Consider the following 22,007-nt stretch of genomic DNA (forward strand, 5'->3'; position numbering starts at 1 on the left):
AAGAACATGAAGACATCACAATTCTCAATTTCCACTTTCCTATTTGTTTTTCTGCTTGGAGCAGCTACAAACGCCTTTGCTTTAGACGATTACAAAAAACAAATTAAAGAAGTATTTCCTGTTACAACAGCGAGCGAATTCAACATCAGCAACAAGTACGGAGATATCAATATCAAGAATTGGGATGCCGATTCTATATCAATTAATGTGATCATTACGGTAGAAAGCTCCAGCGAAGATAAAGCCAAATCACTCTTCAACAATATCAGCATAAAACTAAATAAATTCGGCGATAAAATAAAGGCAATTACCGAGATGTCACATCAATTCAAAACAGGTCATAAATTCGATATCAATTATGAAATTTTAATGCCCAATTACATTAAAATGGATGTTTCGAATAAGTTTGGAAATATTTACATCAACAGCTTGCGTGCGACCACAAACATCAATTTAAGTTATGGAAATTTACAGGGAGGAAGCTTTTTGTATCCAGAACAAAAACCAGTAAGTACAATTAACCTAAGCTATGCAAAAGCAAGCATCGATGAATGCAATCGCACAAAATTAACCCTTAAGTATTCCAAAATGAATATTGGAAGCAGCAAAGCTTTGGTAGTAGTGAGTCGTTACTCTAAATTGCACTTGGACAACAACGAAACACTTATTGCAGATAGCAAATATGATGCTTTTAATGTTCTTAATACCAATACTTTTATTATTAGTATGGCGCAATATTCCGATTTTAAAATTGAAAATATAAACGACAATTTAGAATTGAACCTTCGTTACGGCAACTGTAAGGTTGAGAATGTGTCTAGAAACTTCGAATCCATTAAGATCGATAATCAATACGTTGCCAGCAAAATTTCCATTGAAGAAGGTGCGAATTACTCATTGGAAGCAGAAACAAAATATTGTGGCATCAGTTACCCCGAAAATGCACAAGTTCTTGAAAAAATAGTGAACAAATCAGAAACTTCACTTAAGGTGCTTGTAGGAGATTCAAGTACTCCAAAAGGAAAAGTTCAAATCACTAGTGAATATGGTAATGTTAGTCTTAAATAGACAAATCAACAAAATACAGTTCCCTCTTTGCCAAGCAAAGGGGGATTTTTTAATTAAAAAAGACCTATCCTGTAAAAAATAAGTTCCTTTTTAGGTCGAAATAATCCATAATATTGTAATTTTATCCAGAATTATAAAAAACTAAAATGACTGTTGCTGAAAGAGTAAACGCCTTGCGTTCTTTATTACATGAAAAAGATATTCATGGTTATATAATTACAAGTTCGGATCCTCACATGAGTGAGTATGTTCCCGACAGATGGAAAACAAGACAATGGTTATCCGGATTTACAGGCTCAGCTGGAACACTAGTTATCACCCAGGAAAACGCTGGTCTTTGGACCGATTCGAGATATTTTCTTCAGGCAGAAGAACAGTTAGCTGGCAGTGGCATCACCCTCTATAAAATGGGTACTCCAGGTACGCCCTCTCTTCACCAATGGCTCTCGAAAGAACTTCCTTTGAACCCAAATGTAGGATTTGATGGATTTTGTTTTTCGGTTGCTCAAACAAGAGAATTAAAAATACAATTAGGAGGTTTAGGCATTCATATTGTTGAAGAATACGATCTTGTTAATGAAATTTGGACCGACCGACCAGAACTCCCCAATAAATTAATTTTCGATCACGAACTGCGCTATTCTGGCCAAAGCCGATCTGATAAATTGCTAAAAATCCGCAATTATATGAAGCAATACGATTGTAATTTTCATTTTGTGGGTAGTTTAGATGATATCGCATGGATATTTAATCTTAGGGGAAGTGATATTGACTATAACCCTCTGGCACTAGCTTATGCCTTAATAGGCACCGAATCGGCCACTCTTTACCTTTGCGAAGAAAACATCTCCAATGACTTGGTTAAAAAATTAGCTAGCGAAGAAATTCACATTTCTGATTACTCGAAAATATGTAATGATTTAATGGAGTTACAAGGATCGTCGAGTGTTCTTCTCGATGCCAACAGAACCAATTTAAACATTTTCAATTCCATAAGTGCCAATATTCACGAAAGGGAGAATCCTTCGCAATTGCTGAAGAGTGTTAAAAATGAAGTTGAGATTGATGGCATGAAAAAGGCCATGAACAAAGATGGTGTAGCTTTGGCTCAATTCTACTACTGGCTAGAAAAAAACATTGGGAAAACTAAAATTACCGAATTCACGGTAATGAAAAAATTAAAAGAATTTAGAGCTCTTCAAGAAAACTTTAAAGGTGAAAGCTTTGGAAGTATTGTTGGCTATAAAGATCATGGTGCACACCCTCACTATTCCACCACCGCCGAAACAGATGTAGAATTAAAAGCAGAAGGACTTCTTTTAATTGATTCAGGCGCACAATTTCTCGAAGGAACAACTGATATTACCCGAACCATTCCACTAGGAGAATTAAACGAAGAGGAAAAAACAGATTTCACTCTTGTATTGAAAGGAATGATTCAATTAGCCATGGCAAAATTCCCCAAGGGAACTTGCGGTCACAATTTAGATATTTTGGCACGACAAGCTCTATGGAATAGAGGAAAAAATTACGGTCATGGAACTGGTCATGGTGTAGGATGTTTTATGAATGTTCATGAGGGACCGCAAAGTATCAGACAAGAAATTAAAGACCAAGCCATACTTACAGGTATGATTACTTCTGATGAACCTGGTTTTTACCGCGATGGATTTTACGGCATACGCCACGAAAACCTAATTTTATGTTGTGATGATGAAACTACTCAATTTGGTGAATTCTTACGATTTGAAACCATCACCTTGTGTCATTTCGAAACAAAAGGCATTCTTCCAGAACTATTGACTGCAGAAGAAAAACAATGGCTAAACAAATATCACAAAGAAGTTTACGATAAAATAGCTCCCAAACTAGACGAACAACATCAAATTTGGCTACTGGAAAAAACAAAAGCAATATAAATACAAGAAACGCCTCAATAATGAGGCGTTTTTTTATGAATAAATACTAAGAACAATATTTCTTCGTCCACCTCTATTTCTAAATTCGCACAAATAAATTCCTTGCCATGTACCCAAACTTAGCTGATGATTTGTTATGGGAATACTAAGATCGGGCCCTAGTAAAGAAGTTTTTACATGAGCAGGCATATCGTCTGAACCCTCTAAAGTATGAGTGTAATACGACTTATTCTCTGGTACAATACAATCCATAATAGAGTCAAAATCAACACGAACCGAAGGATCAGCATTCTCATTTATCGTTAGGGCTGCCGATGTATGCTTTATAAATAAGTTTAAAATTCCAGTTTTTGGCAGATTAGGCAAATGCCCAAGTATTTCCGAATCAATTAGATGGTAACCTCTACTATAAGCTGGCAACCGAATTTCAAATTGTTGAATCATAAAGTGTGTATTAAATAAATTATAGTGCAAGATAATGCATTCAAGAAGATCCTACAAAACAGTTAAATTCCCGTAAGCAAAATATCAAACTCATTCTGAATAATTTACTCACGGGAATAATCTTACCAACTAACACAAACACTAATGACGAATGCGAACATTCATTCTTAGGGGACTCTGATCAAACTCCTTTTTAACGCAAGCAATCATCTGTTTCTCGGAAAGATGATCTTCCGACTCTATTTTACGAATACGATTCTTAAGCATTGTTTCTTTACTAATATGTTTTGCTAAATGAACTTTTGTTTCGGCAGGACCAAAGAGATAAATCTCTTCGGCTTCAACTAAACAATCAGTAATCTTTTCAAAATAATGTTTCAATTGGTGACGTCGTTTTTGGGTTAACTTTGTGGCTGGATTAATAAACTGATTGCCCATACGGGAATAAGCTTTTGTTTCTCCTTTGAATCGGGCTCGTGATTCGATGCCTGATTCTATTTTTTCAAGCTTAGCACTAGCATCCTGGATTGTAATGACATAAGCCTTTTCGGTATCTAACCAAACTCCAATGTTTTTTTTCATTATTGCCTCCTTTTAATTGAATAAAATCGTAAATGTGATGAAAAGATGAAATGTGAGTAAGTAAAATCTGTGATTTAACTTTAGTTGGTAAAACAGCATCGAATGAGATAGTAAAGTGTAACTTCCATAAAGTGTTCAAAATTTTTCGATCTGTTTTATTCTAGTAGATCTAGACTAAATTTACGAAATTTCTTCACCCTTGTCAATATTAGTTTCTATGTATAGAAGCTATTCATACAATAATAAGTCAGCCACTTAGATTTAAAAAAAATATTTGTTGACATGAAAAAAATAGAGAATATAGAAAAAGTAAAAATGCACCAAACCTACTGCACACGACTCTGATGCAATAAAAAACGGGATTCATTTCTGAATCCCGTAAGGAGGTAAGGTATATCGTATTTTTTAAAAATTATTCCTTTTTTGTCACGATTAACTAATCAATAAGATTGATAAGTTTAGCTGACAATTTGAAATCTATCCTGCACAAAGCTAAAGCAAATATCATCAATTGCGTTGCAAACAGCATGATAGGCTTGCTGTTTTACATTCTCTTCTCCCTCTAATTTCGCAGGATTTGGAAGGTCAAATCCAACAATTTCAGGATCACATTCAAAAGTAGGAATTCGATTCTCAAGTTCTTTGTCGAGGTATAAAACAAAATCGAAAGCCTTTTCTGAAATCTCACTAATTGTTTTCGACTTGTATTCCGGTATGTCCATTACAGCTTCGGCCATTGCTTTTTGAGCCATCACCTGAATTCTTCCTTTTTCCAAACCAGCGCTCCATACTTTTAGATGTTTTTTGCCATAGTAGTTCAACCATTTTTCAGCCATTTGGGAACGAGCCTCATTTTTATCACTAATAACCAATACTTTCTTCACAATTCAATCTTTTACTATTTTTTGAAACAAATGTATAACAACGCCAACAAAGGAAATAACTTACAGAAAACTTGGTTAATTTGAAGCCAATTTTTCATTTCTTGCATAATCGGTAACCTGTTTAAAAACTCGCATGAAGTTTCCACCCCAAATCTTAGTAATATCTTCCTCGCTATAGTTTCTCTTTAATAATTCAATAGTAATGTTTTTTAGCTGGCTTACATCAACACAATCTTTTAAGCCTCCACCACCGTCAAAATCAGTACCTATTCCAACATGATCAATCCCAATTAAGCTTACAATATGATCGATATGATCAACAGCATCGGCTACCGAAGGTTTGTCCTTAGGATAATCGATTTGAAGTTGATGCCATTCGGCCCACATTTTATCTTCATCCTCTTTTGACATGCTGCCTGCATTTTTATAGCGATTGTGCAATTCTTGCTCTTTTTTAAAGATCAAAGCTGTTGTATCAGGAGCTTTTATGTAATCATCTAAAATACACAATTGAATAACACCTCCATTGTTGGCTAAAGCTTTCAACATCTCATCCGACATGTTTCTAGGATGATCACAAATAGCGCGAGCGCCAGAATGAGAAGCAATAACTGGCGTTTTTGAGCGCTCAACCGCATCAAAAAAAGACGAATCTGAAACATGAGAAACATCAACCAGAATGCCTAATTCGTTCATTTTATCAAGCACTTTTTCACCAAAAGGACTTAAACCATCAAACTCAGCCCCGTTTTTATCGGTAGACGAATCGCAAATATCATTATTGGAACTATGACACAATGTGATGTAACGAACACCTCTCTTAAAGTATCGTTCCACTTCCGAAATTTCCTTTCCAATGGGGAAACCATTCTCCATTCCTATGAAAATCGCTCTTTTACCTTCTTTTTCCAATCGGTAAGCATCCTCAACAGTCACCGCAACTTCGGCCAAATTTGAATATTTAGTACAAGCAGAATAAATTGAATCAATTAGTTCATCTGCTTTGTTACGCGCTGCAAGTATATTTTCCACAGTTCTTTCTCTTTGTGAAGTAAAAGCGGCAAAAAAGATGCCATCCAAACCGCCCTCTTTCATTCTCGGAAAATCAACACGACTTCCTCCAGGCTCAAAAGAATGCGAAATTCCAATGTCAAAATTTTCATCCAATAACTGATAAGGAGTATCAACATGTGTGTCGATAGTAAAAGCGTGATTGTGAATTTTAGCAACTTTTTGGTCCATATTTTCGCAAGATAAGGTAAGACTAGCCAAGGTAGTAAAAATTAATAGGGGACGAATTTTGTTCATATTTTATGCAATTACAGATTATAACTAAGCATAAAGATAAGTGTCAAATTCAAAAAAAAGCTTCATATTGACCTATTTATAATGAATTGAAACTATTCCTTAATTTACATTTGCTTTCTATCTTACTATTTTAGTACTTTCGAATGAAAGTTTTCAACACTAAACCTAACAGGCTATTTCGCATTATGGTTCAATTTCGATTTATTTTTCTGCTTTTCCTATTGTTTCCCATGCAATTGCGAGCACAACAAAATGCCATTCTTACCGGAACTATTACCGATAATCAGCAGAAAGCCATTTATGGTGCCTACATTCAAATTGAAAACCTATCGCAATACACCACAAGCGATACTCTTGGCAAGTTCAGCATCAATATTCCTGAGAATAAAAGTGTTCGCCTAAAAATAACACACATTAGCTTTACTAATTTTGAAACGAATATCACATTAAAAACAAGCGAAAAAAGGTTCATAGCAGTTACAATGCAGCCAAAAGAAGAACAACTCAACGAAGTTACCATCGAATCATCGCAATACATAAAAAACACAAACACCATTATCGATGCCAAGCTAGCAAAACAACTTCCCGTGAGCGGAAGTGGAGCTATTGAGCAAATTATAAAAAGCCTGCCAGGCGTGAATTCTAACAACGAATTAAGTAGCCAATATTCGGTTAGAGGTGGAAATTTCGATGAAAATTTAGTTTACATCAACGACATAGAAATATACCGTCCTAATTTAATTCGTTCTGGCCAGCAGGAAGGTCTCAGCATCATAAATCCTGATTTAGTTTCCTCGGTTCAATTTTCTGCAGGAGGATTTGGTGCCAAATATGGTGATAAGCTTTCCTCAGTTCTGGATGTGAAATACAAAACACCAAATAAATTTAAAGCATCTGCAGAAGCCAGTTTACTGGGATATTCCCTTCACTTTGCCAACCGAAGTGCAAACAAGAAACTCTCCTACATGGCAGGATTTCGCTACAAAACCAACGAATATCTATTAAATTCGCTAGACACCGAAGGCGATTACAAACCTAAGTATACAGATTTTCAAAGCATTATAAATTATCATTTTTCTTCATCGATAAGCATGCATTTATGGACTAGCTTCAGCCAAAACGAATACAATTTTACACCCGAAACCCGAAACACTACTTTTGGAACCATCAGTGAAGCTTTGCAATTAAAAATTTATTTCGAAGGCGAAGAAAAAGACAAATACAACTCTAATATTCAGGCGCTCACTTTTAAATTTCATCCTAGAAACAATTCTTTTTACCAATTAATTGCAAGTCGATATCAAACAAACGAAAAGGAAACATTTGATATTTTAGGACAATATTACCTGAGCGATCTTTTTGTTTCGCAAGGTGGAAGTTCCGCCGAAAGCATTACCAATTTAGGCATAGGCAGTTTTCTCGATCATGCACGAAACAAACTTGAAAAAGAGGTAACCAGCATTCAACTAAAAGGCGATCATAATCTAGGCGATGTATTTTTTCAATGGGGAATTAAGGGCAAGCAGGAAGAAATTACCGATCACATAAACGAATGGCAATATCAAGATTCTGCAGGCTACGCAATTCCTGTTTCCAGTGAAGAAGTCGCCTTAGCCTATTCCCGAAATGCCGATAACAAAATCGACAGCAAACACCTATCTTCTTTTTTACAAGCAAGCTATGTACTTAAAAGCAACAAAGGTGAATTTGAATTTACCGGCGGGCTTAGGCATCACTTTTGGGATTACATCAAAGAGAATTTCATCTCGCCACGCGTTTCGATAAATTACATTCCAAACTGGGAAAAAAAAATCAAACTCAGATTTTCTACAGGCTACTATCAACAAACTCCTTCCTATCGGGAAATGCTCACCATCGATGGACAAATCAGTAATAATCTAAAAAAGCAAAAGTCGATTCATTACGTTTTAGGACAAGAATATTACTTTCAGACTTGGGGGCGTCCCTTTAAATTCACCAGCGAATTGTACTACAAAGACATCAAATCGGCAATCCCTTACGACGTTGAGAATGTTCGAATTCGATACTACGGAGATCTGCGATCAAAAGCCTATTCAGCAGGACTCGATCTTCGAATAAATGGTGAATTTGTGCCCGGAACCGAATCATGGGCAAGCTTATCGATTTTAAAAACCGAAGAAGACATTTATGGCGACCAACTTGCCTATTTACCAAGACCAACTGATGAGAGAGTAAATTTCTCAATGTTTTTTCAGGATTATCTGCCCAGCAATCCATCTTACAAAATGCATTTGAGCTTATTTTATGGTGGAAAATTACCTGTATGGCCTCCCAAAACAGGAAAAACAGGAACTAACTTTCGAATGCCTAATTACAAAAGAATTGACTTAGGCTTCTCAAAAACATTGATTGAAGAAAATACAATAGTCAAAAATGCCTTTCTCAATACTTTTAAATCGATGTGGATAAGCCTGGAAATATTTAATGTTTTGGATATTAATAACACAATATCTTATTTATGGATATCTGACAATTCTGGGAATCAATATGCCATTCCCAATTACCTAACATCAAGAAAATTAAACCTAAAACTCACGGCTAATTTCTAATAAAAAAGCTTATACTTGAGTTTTCTATTAAGTAACGAAAAAACAATAATTATAAATGTTCCAATTTTCGCATCCAAATATCCTATGGGGTTTACTCGCACTGCTCTTTCCAGTTATCATCCACCTCATTAATTTTAAGAGATACAAAAAAATCCACTTCAGCAATCTGCAGTTTCTTTCCCAATTAATCATTCAGAACAAACGTCATTCCAAGTTAAAAAAATGGCTTGTGCTAACTTTACGTTTACTTGCTCTAGCTTGCCTGATAATTGCTTTTTCACAACCTTTTATCCCTAAGGAAAACAGCAATAATCCAGCTGAAAAAACAAGTAAAAATCTCAGCATTTACCTAGACAATTCGTTTAGTATGAATGCAGAAACAGAAATTGGAAATGCTCTTGAAATTGCAAAAAACAAAGCAATTGAAATTATAAAAAGCTACCCAAACGATTCTAAAATTAGAATCTACGACAACAATTTTTTCGCCTTTTCCTCCTATTTAAACAAGCAGCAAGCTATTTCTAAGGTGATGGAAATAAACCCTTCACCAATTCCTTTTACTCTTTCGAAACAAATTCAAAAAATAGATATCAACAGTGCTAAAAGTCCTTACCATTTGTATGTATTCTCTGATTTTCAGAAAAACCAGAGCGATATATCCAATATTCAAATAGACAGCAGTAGATCAATCACTTTTTTGCCACTTTCGGTGCAGCAACCATCCAATTTACTTATTGATTCCTGCTGGTTCGCGAAACCTTACCATCAACTTAAACAAAGTCAGGAACTTTTCGTTCAAGTAAGGAATACTTCGAACGAAGACTTTGAAAAAATAGCTTTGAAACTAAGTATTAACGACAGCACAAAATCCATTACAAAAGTTGATATTCCGAGAAACTCTAAGCAAATTGTTCGATTAAAATATCTCAATTCCAAGACTGGAATATATCAGGGAAAACTTGAAATAAATGACTTTCCAATAACCTATGATAACAGCTTGTTTTTCTCCTATCAAATAAGCAATCAAGTTCAGGTCTTATCTGTCAACCAAAGAGAGCCCAATAAGTACCTGACTAAATTATTTTCAGGATCGGAGACTTTTGCCTTTAAAAACATTGATAAATCGGGCCTTTTCAGTGAAAATCTCCCAAACTACCCTTTGATTATTTTACATGAAATTGAAGATATGGAAAGTGGTTTTAATCAAATGGTAAAAAATTATCTATCAAATGGTGGTCGCGTATTATTTATTCCATCTAATCGAAACAAAATTTCTGTGAATTCTTTTCTTAAAGAAATATCAGCACCTGAATTCATGCAAATTGATTCGAGTCATCAGAAACTTTCCTACATCGAATTAAATTCTGAACTGTACCAAAATGTATTCGAAGAAATTAAAAAGGATGCTCGACTTCCTAACATATACAAACATTATAACTTAACAAGGTCCACCAATAATTTCGATGAAAACATTTGGAAAACACAAGCTGGTGATCCCCTACTGATACAAACTAATTTCGGCAAAGGCCAATTTTTTCTTTTAGGTATTCAGCTAAATTCTGAATGGAGCAACTTGGTAAGTCACCCTATTTTTGTTCCAACTCTCGTTAATTTAACGCATAGCGCAAATACTAACCAACCCCTTTACTACACTCTAGGTGATCAACAGATAATCAAAACGAACTCCTTTCTGTCCAATTCTCAAAACGAGCCATTTCACATCATCAACAAAAGCGAGCAAATTGATATTATTCCCGATCAGGAGAATAAATTTGAACAAGGTACTCTCCTGTATCCGCGAAATCAGATTACACAAGCTGGCAACTATTTTATCGTGCAAGATGATAACATAGTAAATTCCTGTTCCTTTAACTACTCCAGAATCGAATCTGATCCTTTCTACTATTCATTAGAGGAACTCAAAGAAGAAATAAAAGCCAACTCCTTAGCTTTTTCTATTATTTCTCCAGTGAAAATAAGTCTATCCCAATTGTATAGCGAAGAAACAAATTTCAAACAATATTGGAAATTCTTCTTGATTCTCTGCCTCCTATTTTTCACAGCAGAAGGCCTTCTAAGTAGAAGCAAAATCTACAGATTCGAAGAGCAACATAAGTAACCACACGTTGTCATCATAAACTATTGATTTGCAATTTACTTTTAACGTATATTTTACATATACATACAACTTAAACAAAATCAACTAGACCTTTATTTTCAAACTAATACAATCTATTTATTTCTTTTATTATTAAATAAAAGGGTTCAAGACCTGAATTCAACTACAATTGCACCTTAAAAAATGGGTATTTCAAAAAAAAAACGAAAGACATATAATACTGAGTTGAAAATAATCGAACAGAAACTATAAATATTAAAATAAATAATTCGCGAATAAAACAAACTGAAAATTTTTCTAACATAGCTATTAAGTACAAGATAAACAGAATAGTATAAATAGCCACAATCTAACTATTGGTCTTCTCTATTAACAATATTTTTTCTTCAAATAAAAATATCCCTCGCAATAATTCCTTAATTCACAACCTTACCTACATCTTCAATTCTTCCATAATCACAAGTTAGACACAATTTCGCACATCAATTAGAATTACAAAACAATAATACTACTACTTATGTTTTACAATGAAAGATTTTTAACTTCTCTATCAAAAAGAAAAAAAAGATCTCAAAACACTTGGTTTATAAAAAAATAATTACAAATTTAGAACAAGAGATTTTCAGCCTTTTATTTGAAATACGAAACCTTTTAAATATTGTAATTATGACTAATACAACAACCTCCATGACTGCAAAAGATTATATGGACAAGGAATCTAACTTTGGTGCTCACAATTACCATCCACTACCTGTAGTTCTTGAACGCGGAGAAGGTGTATATGTATGGGATACTGATGGGAAACGGTATTTTGATTTTTTGTCTGCCTACTCAGCTATTAACCAAGGCCATTGTCATCCTAAAATTGTAAATGCTTTAATTGAACAAGCACAAAAACTAACACTTACCTCTCGTGCTTTTTACAGCAATAATTTGGGTAAATACGAAGAATTTGTAACAAAATATTTCGGCTACGACAAGGTGTTACCAATGAATACCGGAGCCGAAGCCGACGAAACGGCTCTAAAGTTGGTTAGACGTTGGGGTTACGATGTAAAAGGAATTCCCGATAATCAAGCAAAAATAATTGTTTGTGCTGGAAATTTCCATGGACGAACCATTACTATCATATCCATGTCAACCGATCCTGATTCCTACAAAGGTTTTGGTCCTTATACTCCAGGATTCATCGTAATCCCTTACAACGACACCGAGACTCTTGAAAAAGAATTGAAAGATCCAAACGTATGTGCATTCCTAGTGGAGCCGATTCAAGGCGAAGCTGGTGTTTACGTTCCTGGAGATGGTTTCTTAAAAAAAGCTTCGGAACTCTGCAAAGCAAATAATGTTTTGTTTGTTGCCGACGAAGTTCAAACAGGTATTGCCAGAACAGGAAAACTTTTAGCTGTTGACCATGAAGGCGTTCGCCCCGATGTATTGATTTTAGGGAAAGCTCTTTCGGGTGGTGTTATGCCGGTTTCGGCAGTATTAGCTGATGATGAAATCATGCTATGCATTAAACCAGGCGAACACGGTTCTACTTTTGGTGGAAATCCGATAGCTTGCGCAGTTGCCATGGCTGCTTTAACTGTTGCTAAGGAAGAAAAATTAGCTGAAAATGCCGAAGCAATGGGAAAAATTTTCCGTGAAGAGTTACAAGGAGTAAAATCGGACATGATCGAGCTAGTCCGAGGAAAAGGCTTACTTAATGCCATTGTAATTAAGCCTAAGAATGGAAAAACAGCTTGGGATGTTTGCCTTCGTTTACGTGATCATGGTTTGCTTGCAAAACCAACTCATGGACACATTATTCGTTTTGCTCCTCCTTTAACAATTAATGAAGAACAACTAAGAGAAGCCATCGAAATTATCAAAAAGACAATGGCTGAATTCGAATAAAACTTTATCTAAAAAACAAAGAGGCTTTTTAATTAAAAAGCCTCTTTTGTTTGGCAGTAACTCTTCTTACTGTATAATTAGTTTTGTTCTAAGTATTTTATCGGAATATTGAATGCTTAGTAAATACATTCCTTTCGACAAATTACTCAAATCAAAAGACATTCTATTGGTTTGAAAACTATCTTGAAGTTTCCGACTAGCAACCAACTTTCCTGCCTGATTAAAAATTCGCAAAATAGCATCCTGATCGGAATTTGAAATCTCAACATAAAATTGGCCCCTACTTGGATTAGGATAAACAAGCAAATCTGTTTCTGAGATTACATCTTCGATACCTGTTGTAATTAATATTTGCTGCGATTTTTCACTATCTGGGCAAGCATCGTTTGATGCTGTTAGCACTACTAAATAACCAGTACCACTCGCATCATCTAAAGCGTAAGAATGACTTGGATCATATTCACTACTAATAACTCCATCACCAAAATCCCAAGCAATACTACTAGCGTTAGTACTTAAGTTAGTAAAATCAACCTGGTTGTAATTTATTTCAAAAATAAAATCAGCAATTGGTGGGTCAACTGGGCTCACTGATACAGAATTAGAATATTGACTTGCATAGCCGTCTTTCGAAACCATAGCTCGGTATCGTGCATTCTCAACCACTTTATCTGTAATTAAAATTTCAGAAATTTCACCTTCTACATCCACATAAGCTTCCGTAGAATTATCGTGTTTTTGCCATTGAATATTCCCATCAAAACCAACCAAAGTAATTGTTGAACTAGCAGCATAGCAAACCAACTCTGGATTTGCTTTAGCAGTACCTGCTCTGTTTTCTTTTGGCTCAGGAATTGTGAAAGTTTTAGATTCTTCAGGAACAATTCCTGTTCCTTCAAACTCAAGACTAGCACCTTCCACTTCGAACTCACTTGTTGCTGTAAGATCAGTATACTGAATAAGGCCGTTTACTGGTATTTGTGTTAAAGTTCCGCCCAAAGTCCATTCTCCCTTGTCCCCTTTTTTAACAGTAATAGGTGTTTCACTGTCCGTATCACAATCATTTCGATACTGATCCTCTAATCTCAACTGAGGCTGTACTAACAAAACATCACCATTGTTCACGGGTGCCGAAGGTTGTTTCACCACACTCAAATATTTTGATTCTCCATGATGAATTGCTTGTTCAAAACGAACAGTATCATAGTTACCAGAATAAATATACATAGAATCAACTCCTGTCTGTTGAAGAATAGAAACAATGCTTGGATCGAATGTAATTTTACCTGGTTCTGAAATATCATAATTTCCCTCCAAACTTCTAATTCCGTAGCGAATATCAGAAATAAGGGATCTCCAACTAGCATTATCAGTAAACTCAACATAAAAACTTTCATCAACAGTAGCGTTTTCTGCTCCCGTAATAACAGGAGCCAAAGGAATTACAATATCGAAACTATCCGAAACTACATTTGGTAAATTTTCAGAAATAAATAACAAGCGTGCTCCTTCTACTCGATTCTCACTTGTTGCGGTCAAATTCAGGTAAGTAACCACTCCTTCGATCGCTGTAATACTTTTCGTTCCTCCTAATTCCCATAAATCTACTACATCACCATCGCTTCCATCAGAATACTTATCGGTGAGTACTTGGGTTGTATTGTCATTCTCACAATCATTCTCATACTGATCAATCAGCTGCAATTTTGGTTGCTGAGCAAGAGTATCTCCATTATCCTCGGGTCCAATAGGCTGATTTAAAATAAACATTCCTGAAGCAAGACCATGTTCAATACTTTGCTCAATCGAAGCATCTGCATACCCGTTTGCAATCACAAGCAGATAATCATTTCTTGCAACCTGAAGTATCGGATCCTTTTCTGGATAAAATGTGATACTACCCACTTCTATTAGATAGGCAGAATCGACTAAAGTTTCTCCAGCATAAGTAATTGACGAGATTGAATCTCTCCAGCTTGCATTATCGCTCGCTTGAATTATAAATGCACTATCCACAGTCACATTTTCAGCTGCAACTAACTCAATTTCTGGAACAGGTACTGTAAACAAATTTGAAATAACTGTATCTCTTGAAAAGGAAAACTGAAGATAAGCCGAGTCGATAGCAATTTCACTACTTGCGGTTAAATCGGTAAAAAATAGCGAACCACCTTGCGATTGCAGTTCTAGAGTTCCTCCTAATTCCCATGCTTTTTGATCGTACTTTTGAACGCTCACCATACTTGTATTGTCTGTTGTGCAATCATTTAAATACTGATCACTCAATTTTAATTCTGGTTGCTGAGCCAATAATTCGCCATTATCTAATGGTGCTGAAGGCTGGTTTACAAATAACAGACTATCTGCTACTCCATGAGAAATTTCCTGTTGAACTGTGTCATTCACAAAACCACGAGACTGAACAATAATTTGAAAGGTTCCGCTTGCTTGCAAAAATTTGGAGGCAGATGGAATCAACTCCAACTCACCCTCCTGTGTTGCATTGTAGCTATCGGCAACTAGCAAACTATCATTTACAGTAATTGCATTTATCCGACTTCTCCAAATTGAGTCTTCAGTATAACTTAATATGAATGAATTATCAACCGTTGCATTACTTGCTGCTGTTAATATGGGAGCTTCACCAGCATCTGGTATATCGAACGATACCGAAACAACATCTGCTATTTCATCTGAAGAAAATAAGAGTTCAGCACCATCAATCGGACCTGAACTGTATACTGACAAGTCGGTAAATATTACCATACCATCAAACGCACTTTTTTCGGTACTTCCCGCAATATTCCAATCTCTACTATCATTTTTAGCAACACTAATACTTTTATCGTATTCGCTAGTGCACACATTCGCATATTGATCTAGAAATTGCAAGATAGGTTGTTGAGCAAGTGTATCGCCATTGGTTAAAGGCGCAGTGGGTTGCTGAGTTATTTCCATACTAGAAACTTCTCCATGCTCAACCTCCTGTTCCACAAAAGCATCAGCATAGCCCAAGGAAAAAATCAGAATATCGAAAGTTCCCGATTTCTGCAATAACACCTCTTCCGAAACATGAAAAACAATGGTATCAGTACTAAGCGTATACGCGGAAGCTGGAAGGGTATCTCCCTGATAAGTGATTTGAGTAATGCCATTCAACCAATTATCATCATCAGAAGTAAAGGTCAATACAAAATCCGCATCAACACTAGCCTGAGAATCCGAAGTAAGGGTTGGTGCCTCAGTCGATTCAACGATATCGAAGGAATCAGAATTCGCAGAACTAATTCCTTCTCCTGAAAATTGCAATACTGCTCCACTTATTGCTGATTCGCTAGAAGCATTTAAATCGGTGTATGTTAGTTCCCCAGAAGTCACATTTTGAGTTAAAGTTCCACCTAATAACCAATCCTGACTATCTCCTTTTGCTGCAACAATTTCAAAAGAATCATTGCTTGTGCAGATATTGTTATACTGATCGCGAACAGATATTTGCGGTTGTGTTTCCAAATTTCCTCCATTTACCAAAGGAGCTGTTGGCTGTGTTTCAATCACAATTGTATCTGGAATACCATGTTTAATTTCCTGATCGACAGCAGTATTTTCGTAGCCGCGAGAATACACCAAAATTTCACTTGTCCCAACAAGTTGCAATTCTCCACTTTGCGAAGGATCAAAAACAAGTTTTCCAGACTGACTGGCATCGTAAACATCCGAACTCAAAATAATTCCTCCATAGAAAATTGAATCAATTGCGTTTCGCCATTCTGAATTTTCGGTAAAACCAACTTCGAACAAAGAATCTATAGTGGCTGTTGTTGAAGCGATTAAAGAGGGTGCAAGAAGAGGAGCTGGAATTGTAAATATCTCAGACTCCTGGCTTGTTAGTCCTGTACCAGAAAATGTTATTGTTGCATCGGTAACCGAATCTGTACTTCTGGCAGTCAAATCGGTAAAATCAACAATCCCATTAGTTACCATTAACGAAGTAGTTCCTTCTACTACCCAGCTTCCTCCTGTTGCACTTGCAATTATTGTTTGTTCATTATTAGTAGAACAATCGTTTAAATACTGATCTTGAATTTTTACACTTGGTTGAGTTTGCAATAAACCTGCATTATTTTCAGGTTCCTGTGGCTGTTCTGTTATTACTATTGATGCTGCTGCTCCATGTCCAATTGCCTGAAGCACAGAATCTTTAAGAAAAGAAGTAGATTCAATATACAAATAATCATTTGCTGGCACTTGTAAAATTACAGATTCACTTGGTTTAAAAGTTATTACACCTTCTGCCGAAGTATCGTAAGATTCGGAAGGTAGAGTGTCTGCTCCGTAAGTTATCTTTGTAATTTGGTCTCTCCATTCTGAATTATCTGTAAAAGTAATTTCAAAATCAGCATCTACACTTGCAGCACTTGCAGCTGTCAAAATTGGAGCTGCATTAAGGTCAGGAATATCAAAAGTGTTTGAATTAAGAGTATCTAAACCATCCGCCGAAAAGGCGATAAAAGCACCCGTTATAGCAACACTACTTGATGCAGTCAAATCAGAATAACTAGCCGATCCATTTACCACCTGATGATCGACACTTCCACCAAGTGTCCAATTGTTATCATCCCCTTTTGCTGCAGAAATTACTATTGCATTCTCGGTACTACAATCATTATCGTATTGATCTTTTAGGCTGACAACTGGCTGGTTGGCCAGCAATCCACCATTTTCGGCAGGAGCAGTTGGTTGCAATAAAATATGTAGACTACTTGCCGCCCCATGTCCTATTTCCAATGAAACACTAGCATTTTCATATCCTCTGGAATAAACAATTATTGTGGCTGTTCCCGAAATTTGTAAATTGGAATCAAGACTTGGATCAAAAATAATTTCACCCGACTGAGTTGCATCGTAAGCCGCAGGATCAAGAATTTCATCTCCGTAGGCAATTGAATCGATGGCTAATTGCCATTCCGAATCGGCTGTAAAATTGATCGAAAATGGAGCATCAACAGTAGCCGTTGAAGAGGCAAGCAAATCAGGAGCTGATTTCAAAGCTGCTATTGTGAAAGCATTTGAAACAACATCAACAAAACCACTACTTGAAAAAGTAATGGTTGCCGTTGTAATTTCAGCATCGCTTCGAGCTTGCAGATCAACAAAGATAAATTTTCCTGCAGATGCGTTTATCTCCTTGTCCCCATCTAAATACCAAGTTCCTCCAGACTCGCTGGCCACCAAATCAATAGTATCAATACCAGTGCAAAGATTAGCGTATTGATCCTGCAAATTCACAACAGGCTGAGTTTCTAAAACGGCTCCATTACTAGTAGGTGCAGTTGGCTGAATTTGAATAACCAATTTATTAGCTATACCATGCTTAATTTCAATTGCTACAACCGCATCTGAATAACCACTAGAAATAATGGTTAAATCCAAAGTTGTGTCGTTTTGAAAATAAACAGTTTGAGATGGATAAAAGAAAATCTGATTAACAATAGAATCTTCTGCATAAGCTATTGGATCAATAATATCAGCTCCAAATTGGATTTCAGAAATACTATCTTGCCAAGTTCCAACATCCTCAAATTCCAAACTAAAAGGATTGTCAACACTTACATTACTAGGAGAACCTATTGAAGGAGGTGCAGTTTGTGCATGTAAAAAAGAAAAAGAGAAACCCCATAGGATTCCCAAGAGTAAATATTTTTTCATAATGATAGGACTTTAGGTAACTAACAACTAGTTACAAACAAAATCCACACCAACACCTCCAACACGCTACTATACTGATTGATACAAACATGTCAAATTGTAGAACACATCTACGATTACGGATAAAATCTTCAAGAATTACATGAAAGTCTGGATCATTAGGCCGTCTGAAAGAATCAAAAATCTACATCCCATAATGGATATAATCTACGTAATCGGATATAAAAAAGCCGAATTTTTTTTGATTCGGCTCTGAATTCTATTCTACTTCTTCCTAATTTTAATGGGAAGATGTTGTATCCTGAAATTTAGGAATGAAATGTCTAATTTTAAAGTCTCGAGAATAATTTACAAGATGAACCCCCTGATTCTCAATCCCCCCAAATGCATTCACTCTTTTAAATGAATAATTCGATTGCAAAAGATCCAATTTGATTTCATTTAAATGATCTGGGAAACTAGTACCAAATTTACTTACAGCTATAGAAAAGAAACGACACATATCGTAGGCTCTAAAACTAAAATCGTTTGGTTCACAACTAAATTCACCTCTAAAATCAGCTACAAAATCGACAATCTTATCCTCTTTATAATCTATATTGTATGGCGTTATTACACTCAAATTTAAATTGTAGAATAATTCCGCATCCAAACTGTTGTAGCGCTGCCAAACCGGAAATCCCATTAAACGAATATCATAATGCTGACTTAACACATTTAAATTCGATATAATATTTTCGACATATGGTTGTAATGTTGAAGGAATCAAAATTACATTCTCACAAGTATCGCGCAACAATCGCTCTATCCCAAAAATTCCGTATTCATCAAAGGAAATCTTTTGGTAAGATATCCCTTCATTTTCCCAATACCTTCCCTTTTCAAACATATTTCGTTCAATATCGGTAACCAAGGAATATTCACTCAAATGCTCATAACGATCGGGATGAACTACAATTAAATTTGTTACATCTAAATCGTAACTCACAAAATCGGATATCTTTCTACAAATTGATTGAATGGATGTATTCAATTGAATGACAAAAGGATTGGTTTGTAAATCGGAATTTCTTTGCGAAAGAGGTGAAATTACTGGAACTCTTTTTCGTTTGGCAAAATCAGCAACAAGCGAATAAGTATTCGGGTAAACTGGCCCAATAATAAAATCGAGTTCAGTTGTTTCTAATCTTGAAAGAATAGACCGAACGGTTGTGCTATTTTTTTCCGTATCAAAAACATGCAGATCTACTGATAGACCTTCCTTTTGAAGAGAATCTACAGCCAGAAGTATGCCTTGGTAGAACCGAATAAAATCATGAGATTTATTGAAAAGGATTTTCGGATTACGCTCTTTAATAATCGTAATTGTATCTCTGCGACTTAGTATTTTGTTGATGGAATCATTCGCCTCTAAATAAAGAGGTAAAAACAAGGCTATTCGAATTTTATTCTGAGAAACAGGTTTTGCAACCAATTTACTAAACAAAGTATCAACAAACGGCTTTTGATCAACGGTATCCTTTATGGGTTTTTTCTCCACAAAATATTCCGGAGGCACCAAATAACGGGGAATTCTTACCCAATCACCAATTTTCAGAGCTTTTCCTTTAATTTGAGGATTAAGCTTTCTGAATTTACGAAGATTCATGAAAAACTTTCGAGCTATAGATGACTCTGTATCTCCTTTTTGAATGATATGATAGTAATATTTTTTATCATGTTTGGGCACTTGGCTAATTACTTTCTTTTTTTCGACTTTAGGAACTTTAATGATAGTACCCAGACGTAAACTAGGTCCCATATTAGGATTTGAAGTCGTAATCATAGACATATCAACTTCATATATCTTAGACAAAGAATACAAAGTATCTCCTTTTTTCACAACATGGTAGAAGAAATTCGCATCCTCTTTTTTCACTAAAACCGGGGAAAGAGTAGCATCAGACTCTACTACTGGAATCCTAAGAATCTCACCAATTTTTACACTCGCCTCAGTTTTTCGATTTACTTGCATAATTACTGCAAGATCGACTCCATAGGCTCGACTTATTGAAAACAAAGTTTGTTTTTCTTTTACAAGATGTAGAAAGCAGGTTTGTCCACCTACAACTACCTTATTATTAGATAGCTCAATCGAAGAAGTTTGAGCATTCGTAAAATTTACGGTCCCTAAAAAGAGACTTATTAGAAGAATACTTCGAAAAAAATAATTCATTAATTATCTGTATTTCAAATATTTATAGTTTACACACAATAGCTAACAAAAATACTAAAGTCCGCTTGGAAAACAAAATATCTACAATAATTGAACCATAAAAAAAACAAAATTAAAATTCTTGCCAGGAACTTTAATTTTGTTCTTTCTCGAAACGACAAAAGCAAATCTTTTTTCTTTGTTAATTTTCCACACAAACATGTTCATCATACATGAGCTCAAATCTCAATTTTTGGCGAGCTTCCTCATCGGCAAGGGTCAAAAAAGTTTCTTTACATTCTATATCAGTAGCACTATTAGCCATATCAATATAAAATTTAAATTTTACTTTTTCTTTCTCCATAGCAAGAATCAAAACATCCTGATCGCTTAAATTCTTTTGGGAATCTTCCTGATTTAAAGAGGAAAACTCATAAGGCATATTACCTATTTCATCTAAGTTTAAACCAACATTTACATCCTTCATTTTTTCTAAACAGAGCATTCTACCCGTTTTTTCCAAGGCTATGTTACGTAAAAGTCCTTTTAAATTTACCTTATTCATTCGATCTGCAAGATCCGAATAAAACTTAATTTCATCCATCTCTTTGTCAATAGCATAATCGATAACTTCCTCAAACGTCCTAAAAATTTTCATTTCGCCTATTTTATTTATTAACAGTTTAGTCAATAAAGCATCAATTCTATGCTTATCAGCTCAACCATAAAAGTTACAAAATAGTATGGATCAACGCAAAAGAATTTTAAAACAAAAAAAAGAGCCTCGAACATTCAAGACTCTTTTCAAAATAAATTTACCCACTAATTTTCTGTAAGAATATTAGAATCGTATTCCACCTCGAAACGAAGTTTGTGCTTTGCCTCTTCCTGAGCAAGCATCAAAAATAATTTTTTTGAGGCTTCATCAGTCGTCGCTTTGGCAAGATCGTTATACAAACGGAAAGCAATTTTCTCCTTTTTCATTGCCAAAATTAATGCTTCCTGATAGGTCATATTCGACTTCTCAATATCTACATCTACTAGATAGTCTGCAATTTTCAAATCAGCAATTTTACGTTCGGAAACTTGATATTTTTTCCCATTTTTAATGGCTTCAAGTTTGGTTCGGTGTCCAATTTCTTCCAAAGCATATTGCTCAAAAGTATTTTTCATCTCCTGATTCTTCATTTTACCGGCCAATTCGGTATAAAAATCAGCAGCCATTTGCTCTTCATTAATGGCAAAATCTAAAATATCCTCAAGTGAATTAAACTCTTTCATTTTTTCTAGTTT

The 22,007-nt window shown here is 35.3% G+C and carries 13 protein-coding genes; 5 read left to right on the plus strand and 8 right to left on the minus strand.

The genetic code is table 11. The features are described from left to right. Positions 1-6: 6 nt before the first annotated feature. The gene (locus tag ABYT26_RS05265) at positions 7-1,068 is read left to right on the plus strand and encodes a hypothetical protein (protein WP_372751840.1); all 1,062 of its coding nucleotides are present in this window, start codon (positions 7-9) and stop codon (positions 1,066-1,068) included. A gap of 146 nt (positions 1,069-1,214) precedes the next feature. Continuing rightward, on the plus strand, positions 1,215-2,987 hold the full coding sequence (locus ABYT26_RS05270) for an aminopeptidase P family protein (RefSeq protein WP_372751841.1): 1,773 nt from the start codon (positions 1,215-1,217) through the stop codon (positions 2,985-2,987). A gap of 33 nt (positions 2,988-3,020) precedes the next feature. On the opposite strand, the gene ABYT26_RS05275 is transcribed toward ABYT26_RS05270, so the two are convergent. The 4 genes from ABYT26_RS05275 to ABYT26_RS05290 all read right to left on the minus strand — a co-directional run bounded on the left by ABYT26_RS05275 (position 3,021) and on the right by ABYT26_RS05290 (position 6,205). Beyond that, positions 3,021-3,431, minus strand: coding sequence for a secondary thiamine-phosphate synthase enzyme YjbQ (locus ABYT26_RS05275; protein ID WP_372751842.1), 411 nt, complete (start codon positions 3,429-3,431; stop codon positions 3,021-3,023). Positions 3,432-3,572: 141 nt separating this feature from the next. Next, the gene (locus ABYT26_RS05280) at positions 3,573-4,013 is read right to left on the minus strand and encodes a hypothetical protein (protein ID WP_372751843.1); all 441 of its coding nucleotides are present in this window, start codon (positions 4,011-4,013) and stop codon (positions 3,573-3,575) included. Positions 4,014-4,471: 458 nt separating this feature from the next. Further along, positions 4,472-4,897: a hypothetical protein gene (locus tag ABYT26_RS05285; RefSeq protein ID WP_372751844.1), complete on the minus strand. Its 426-nt coding sequence runs from the start codon at positions 4,895-4,897 to the stop codon at positions 4,472-4,474. Between the two features lie 75 nt (positions 4,898-4,972). Beyond that, complete coding sequence (locus ABYT26_RS05290; protein WP_372751845.1) at positions 4,973-6,205, minus strand: dipeptidase; 1,233 nt, start codon at positions 6,203-6,205, stop codon at positions 4,973-4,975. Positions 6,206-6,390: 185 nt separating this feature from the next. Here ABYT26_RS05290 and ABYT26_RS05295 point away from each other — a divergent pair, with 185 nt between their 5' ends. From ABYT26_RS05295 to rocD, 3 genes are all read left to right on the plus strand, one after another. After that, entirely contained in the window at positions 6,391-8,796 is a 2,406-nt protein-coding gene (locus ABYT26_RS05295; RefSeq protein WP_372751847.1) for a carboxypeptidase-like regulatory domain-containing protein, read from the plus strand. A 55-nt stretch (positions 8,797-8,851) separates the two neighbouring features. Next, positions 8,852-10,915 carry a BatA and WFA domain-containing protein gene (locus tag ABYT26_RS05300; protein ID WP_372751848.1) on the plus strand — a complete coding sequence of 688 codons (2,064 nt, stop codon included), beginning with the start codon at positions 8,852-8,854 and terminating at the stop codon, positions 10,913-10,915. Between the two features lie 666 nt (positions 10,916-11,581). Then, a complete protein-coding gene (rocD, locus tag ABYT26_RS05305) occupies positions 11,582-12,814 on the plus strand; it encodes an ornithine--oxo-acid transaminase (RefSeq protein ID WP_372751849.1) in 1,233 nt (410 codons plus the stop codon). Positions 12,815-12,880: 66 nt separating this feature from the next. Here rocD and ABYT26_RS05310 read toward each other — a convergent pair whose 3' ends face one another. From ABYT26_RS05310 to ABYT26_RS05325, 4 genes are all read right to left on the minus strand, one after another. Beyond that, on the minus strand, positions 12,881-18,520 hold the full coding sequence (locus ABYT26_RS05310) for a T9SS type A sorting domain-containing protein (RefSeq protein WP_372751850.1): 5,640 nt from the start codon (positions 18,518-18,520) through the stop codon (positions 12,881-12,883). Positions 18,521-18,800: 280 nt separating this feature from the next. Then, positions 18,801-20,735, minus strand: coding sequence for a LysM peptidoglycan-binding domain-containing protein (locus ABYT26_RS05315; RefSeq protein WP_372751851.1), 1,935 nt, complete (start codon positions 20,733-20,735; stop codon positions 18,801-18,803). A 181-nt stretch (positions 20,736-20,916) separates the two neighbouring features. Continuing rightward, complete coding sequence (locus ABYT26_RS05320; protein ID WP_372751852.1) at positions 20,917-21,372, minus strand: ferritin family protein; 456 nt, start codon at positions 21,370-21,372, stop codon at positions 20,917-20,919. Positions 21,373-21,536: 164 nt separating this feature from the next. Further along, positions 21,537-21,995 carry a ferritin family protein gene (locus ABYT26_RS05325; RefSeq protein ID WP_372751853.1) on the minus strand — a complete coding sequence of 153 codons (459 nt, stop codon included), beginning with the start codon at positions 21,993-21,995 and terminating at the stop codon, positions 21,537-21,539. Between the last annotated feature and the right edge of the window lie 12 nt (positions 21,996-22,007).

Origin of the sequence: Labilibaculum sp., from assembly GCF_041595635.1 — a bacterium.
GTDB lineage: Bacteria > Bacteroidota > Bacteroidia > Bacteroidales > Marinifilaceae > Labilibaculum.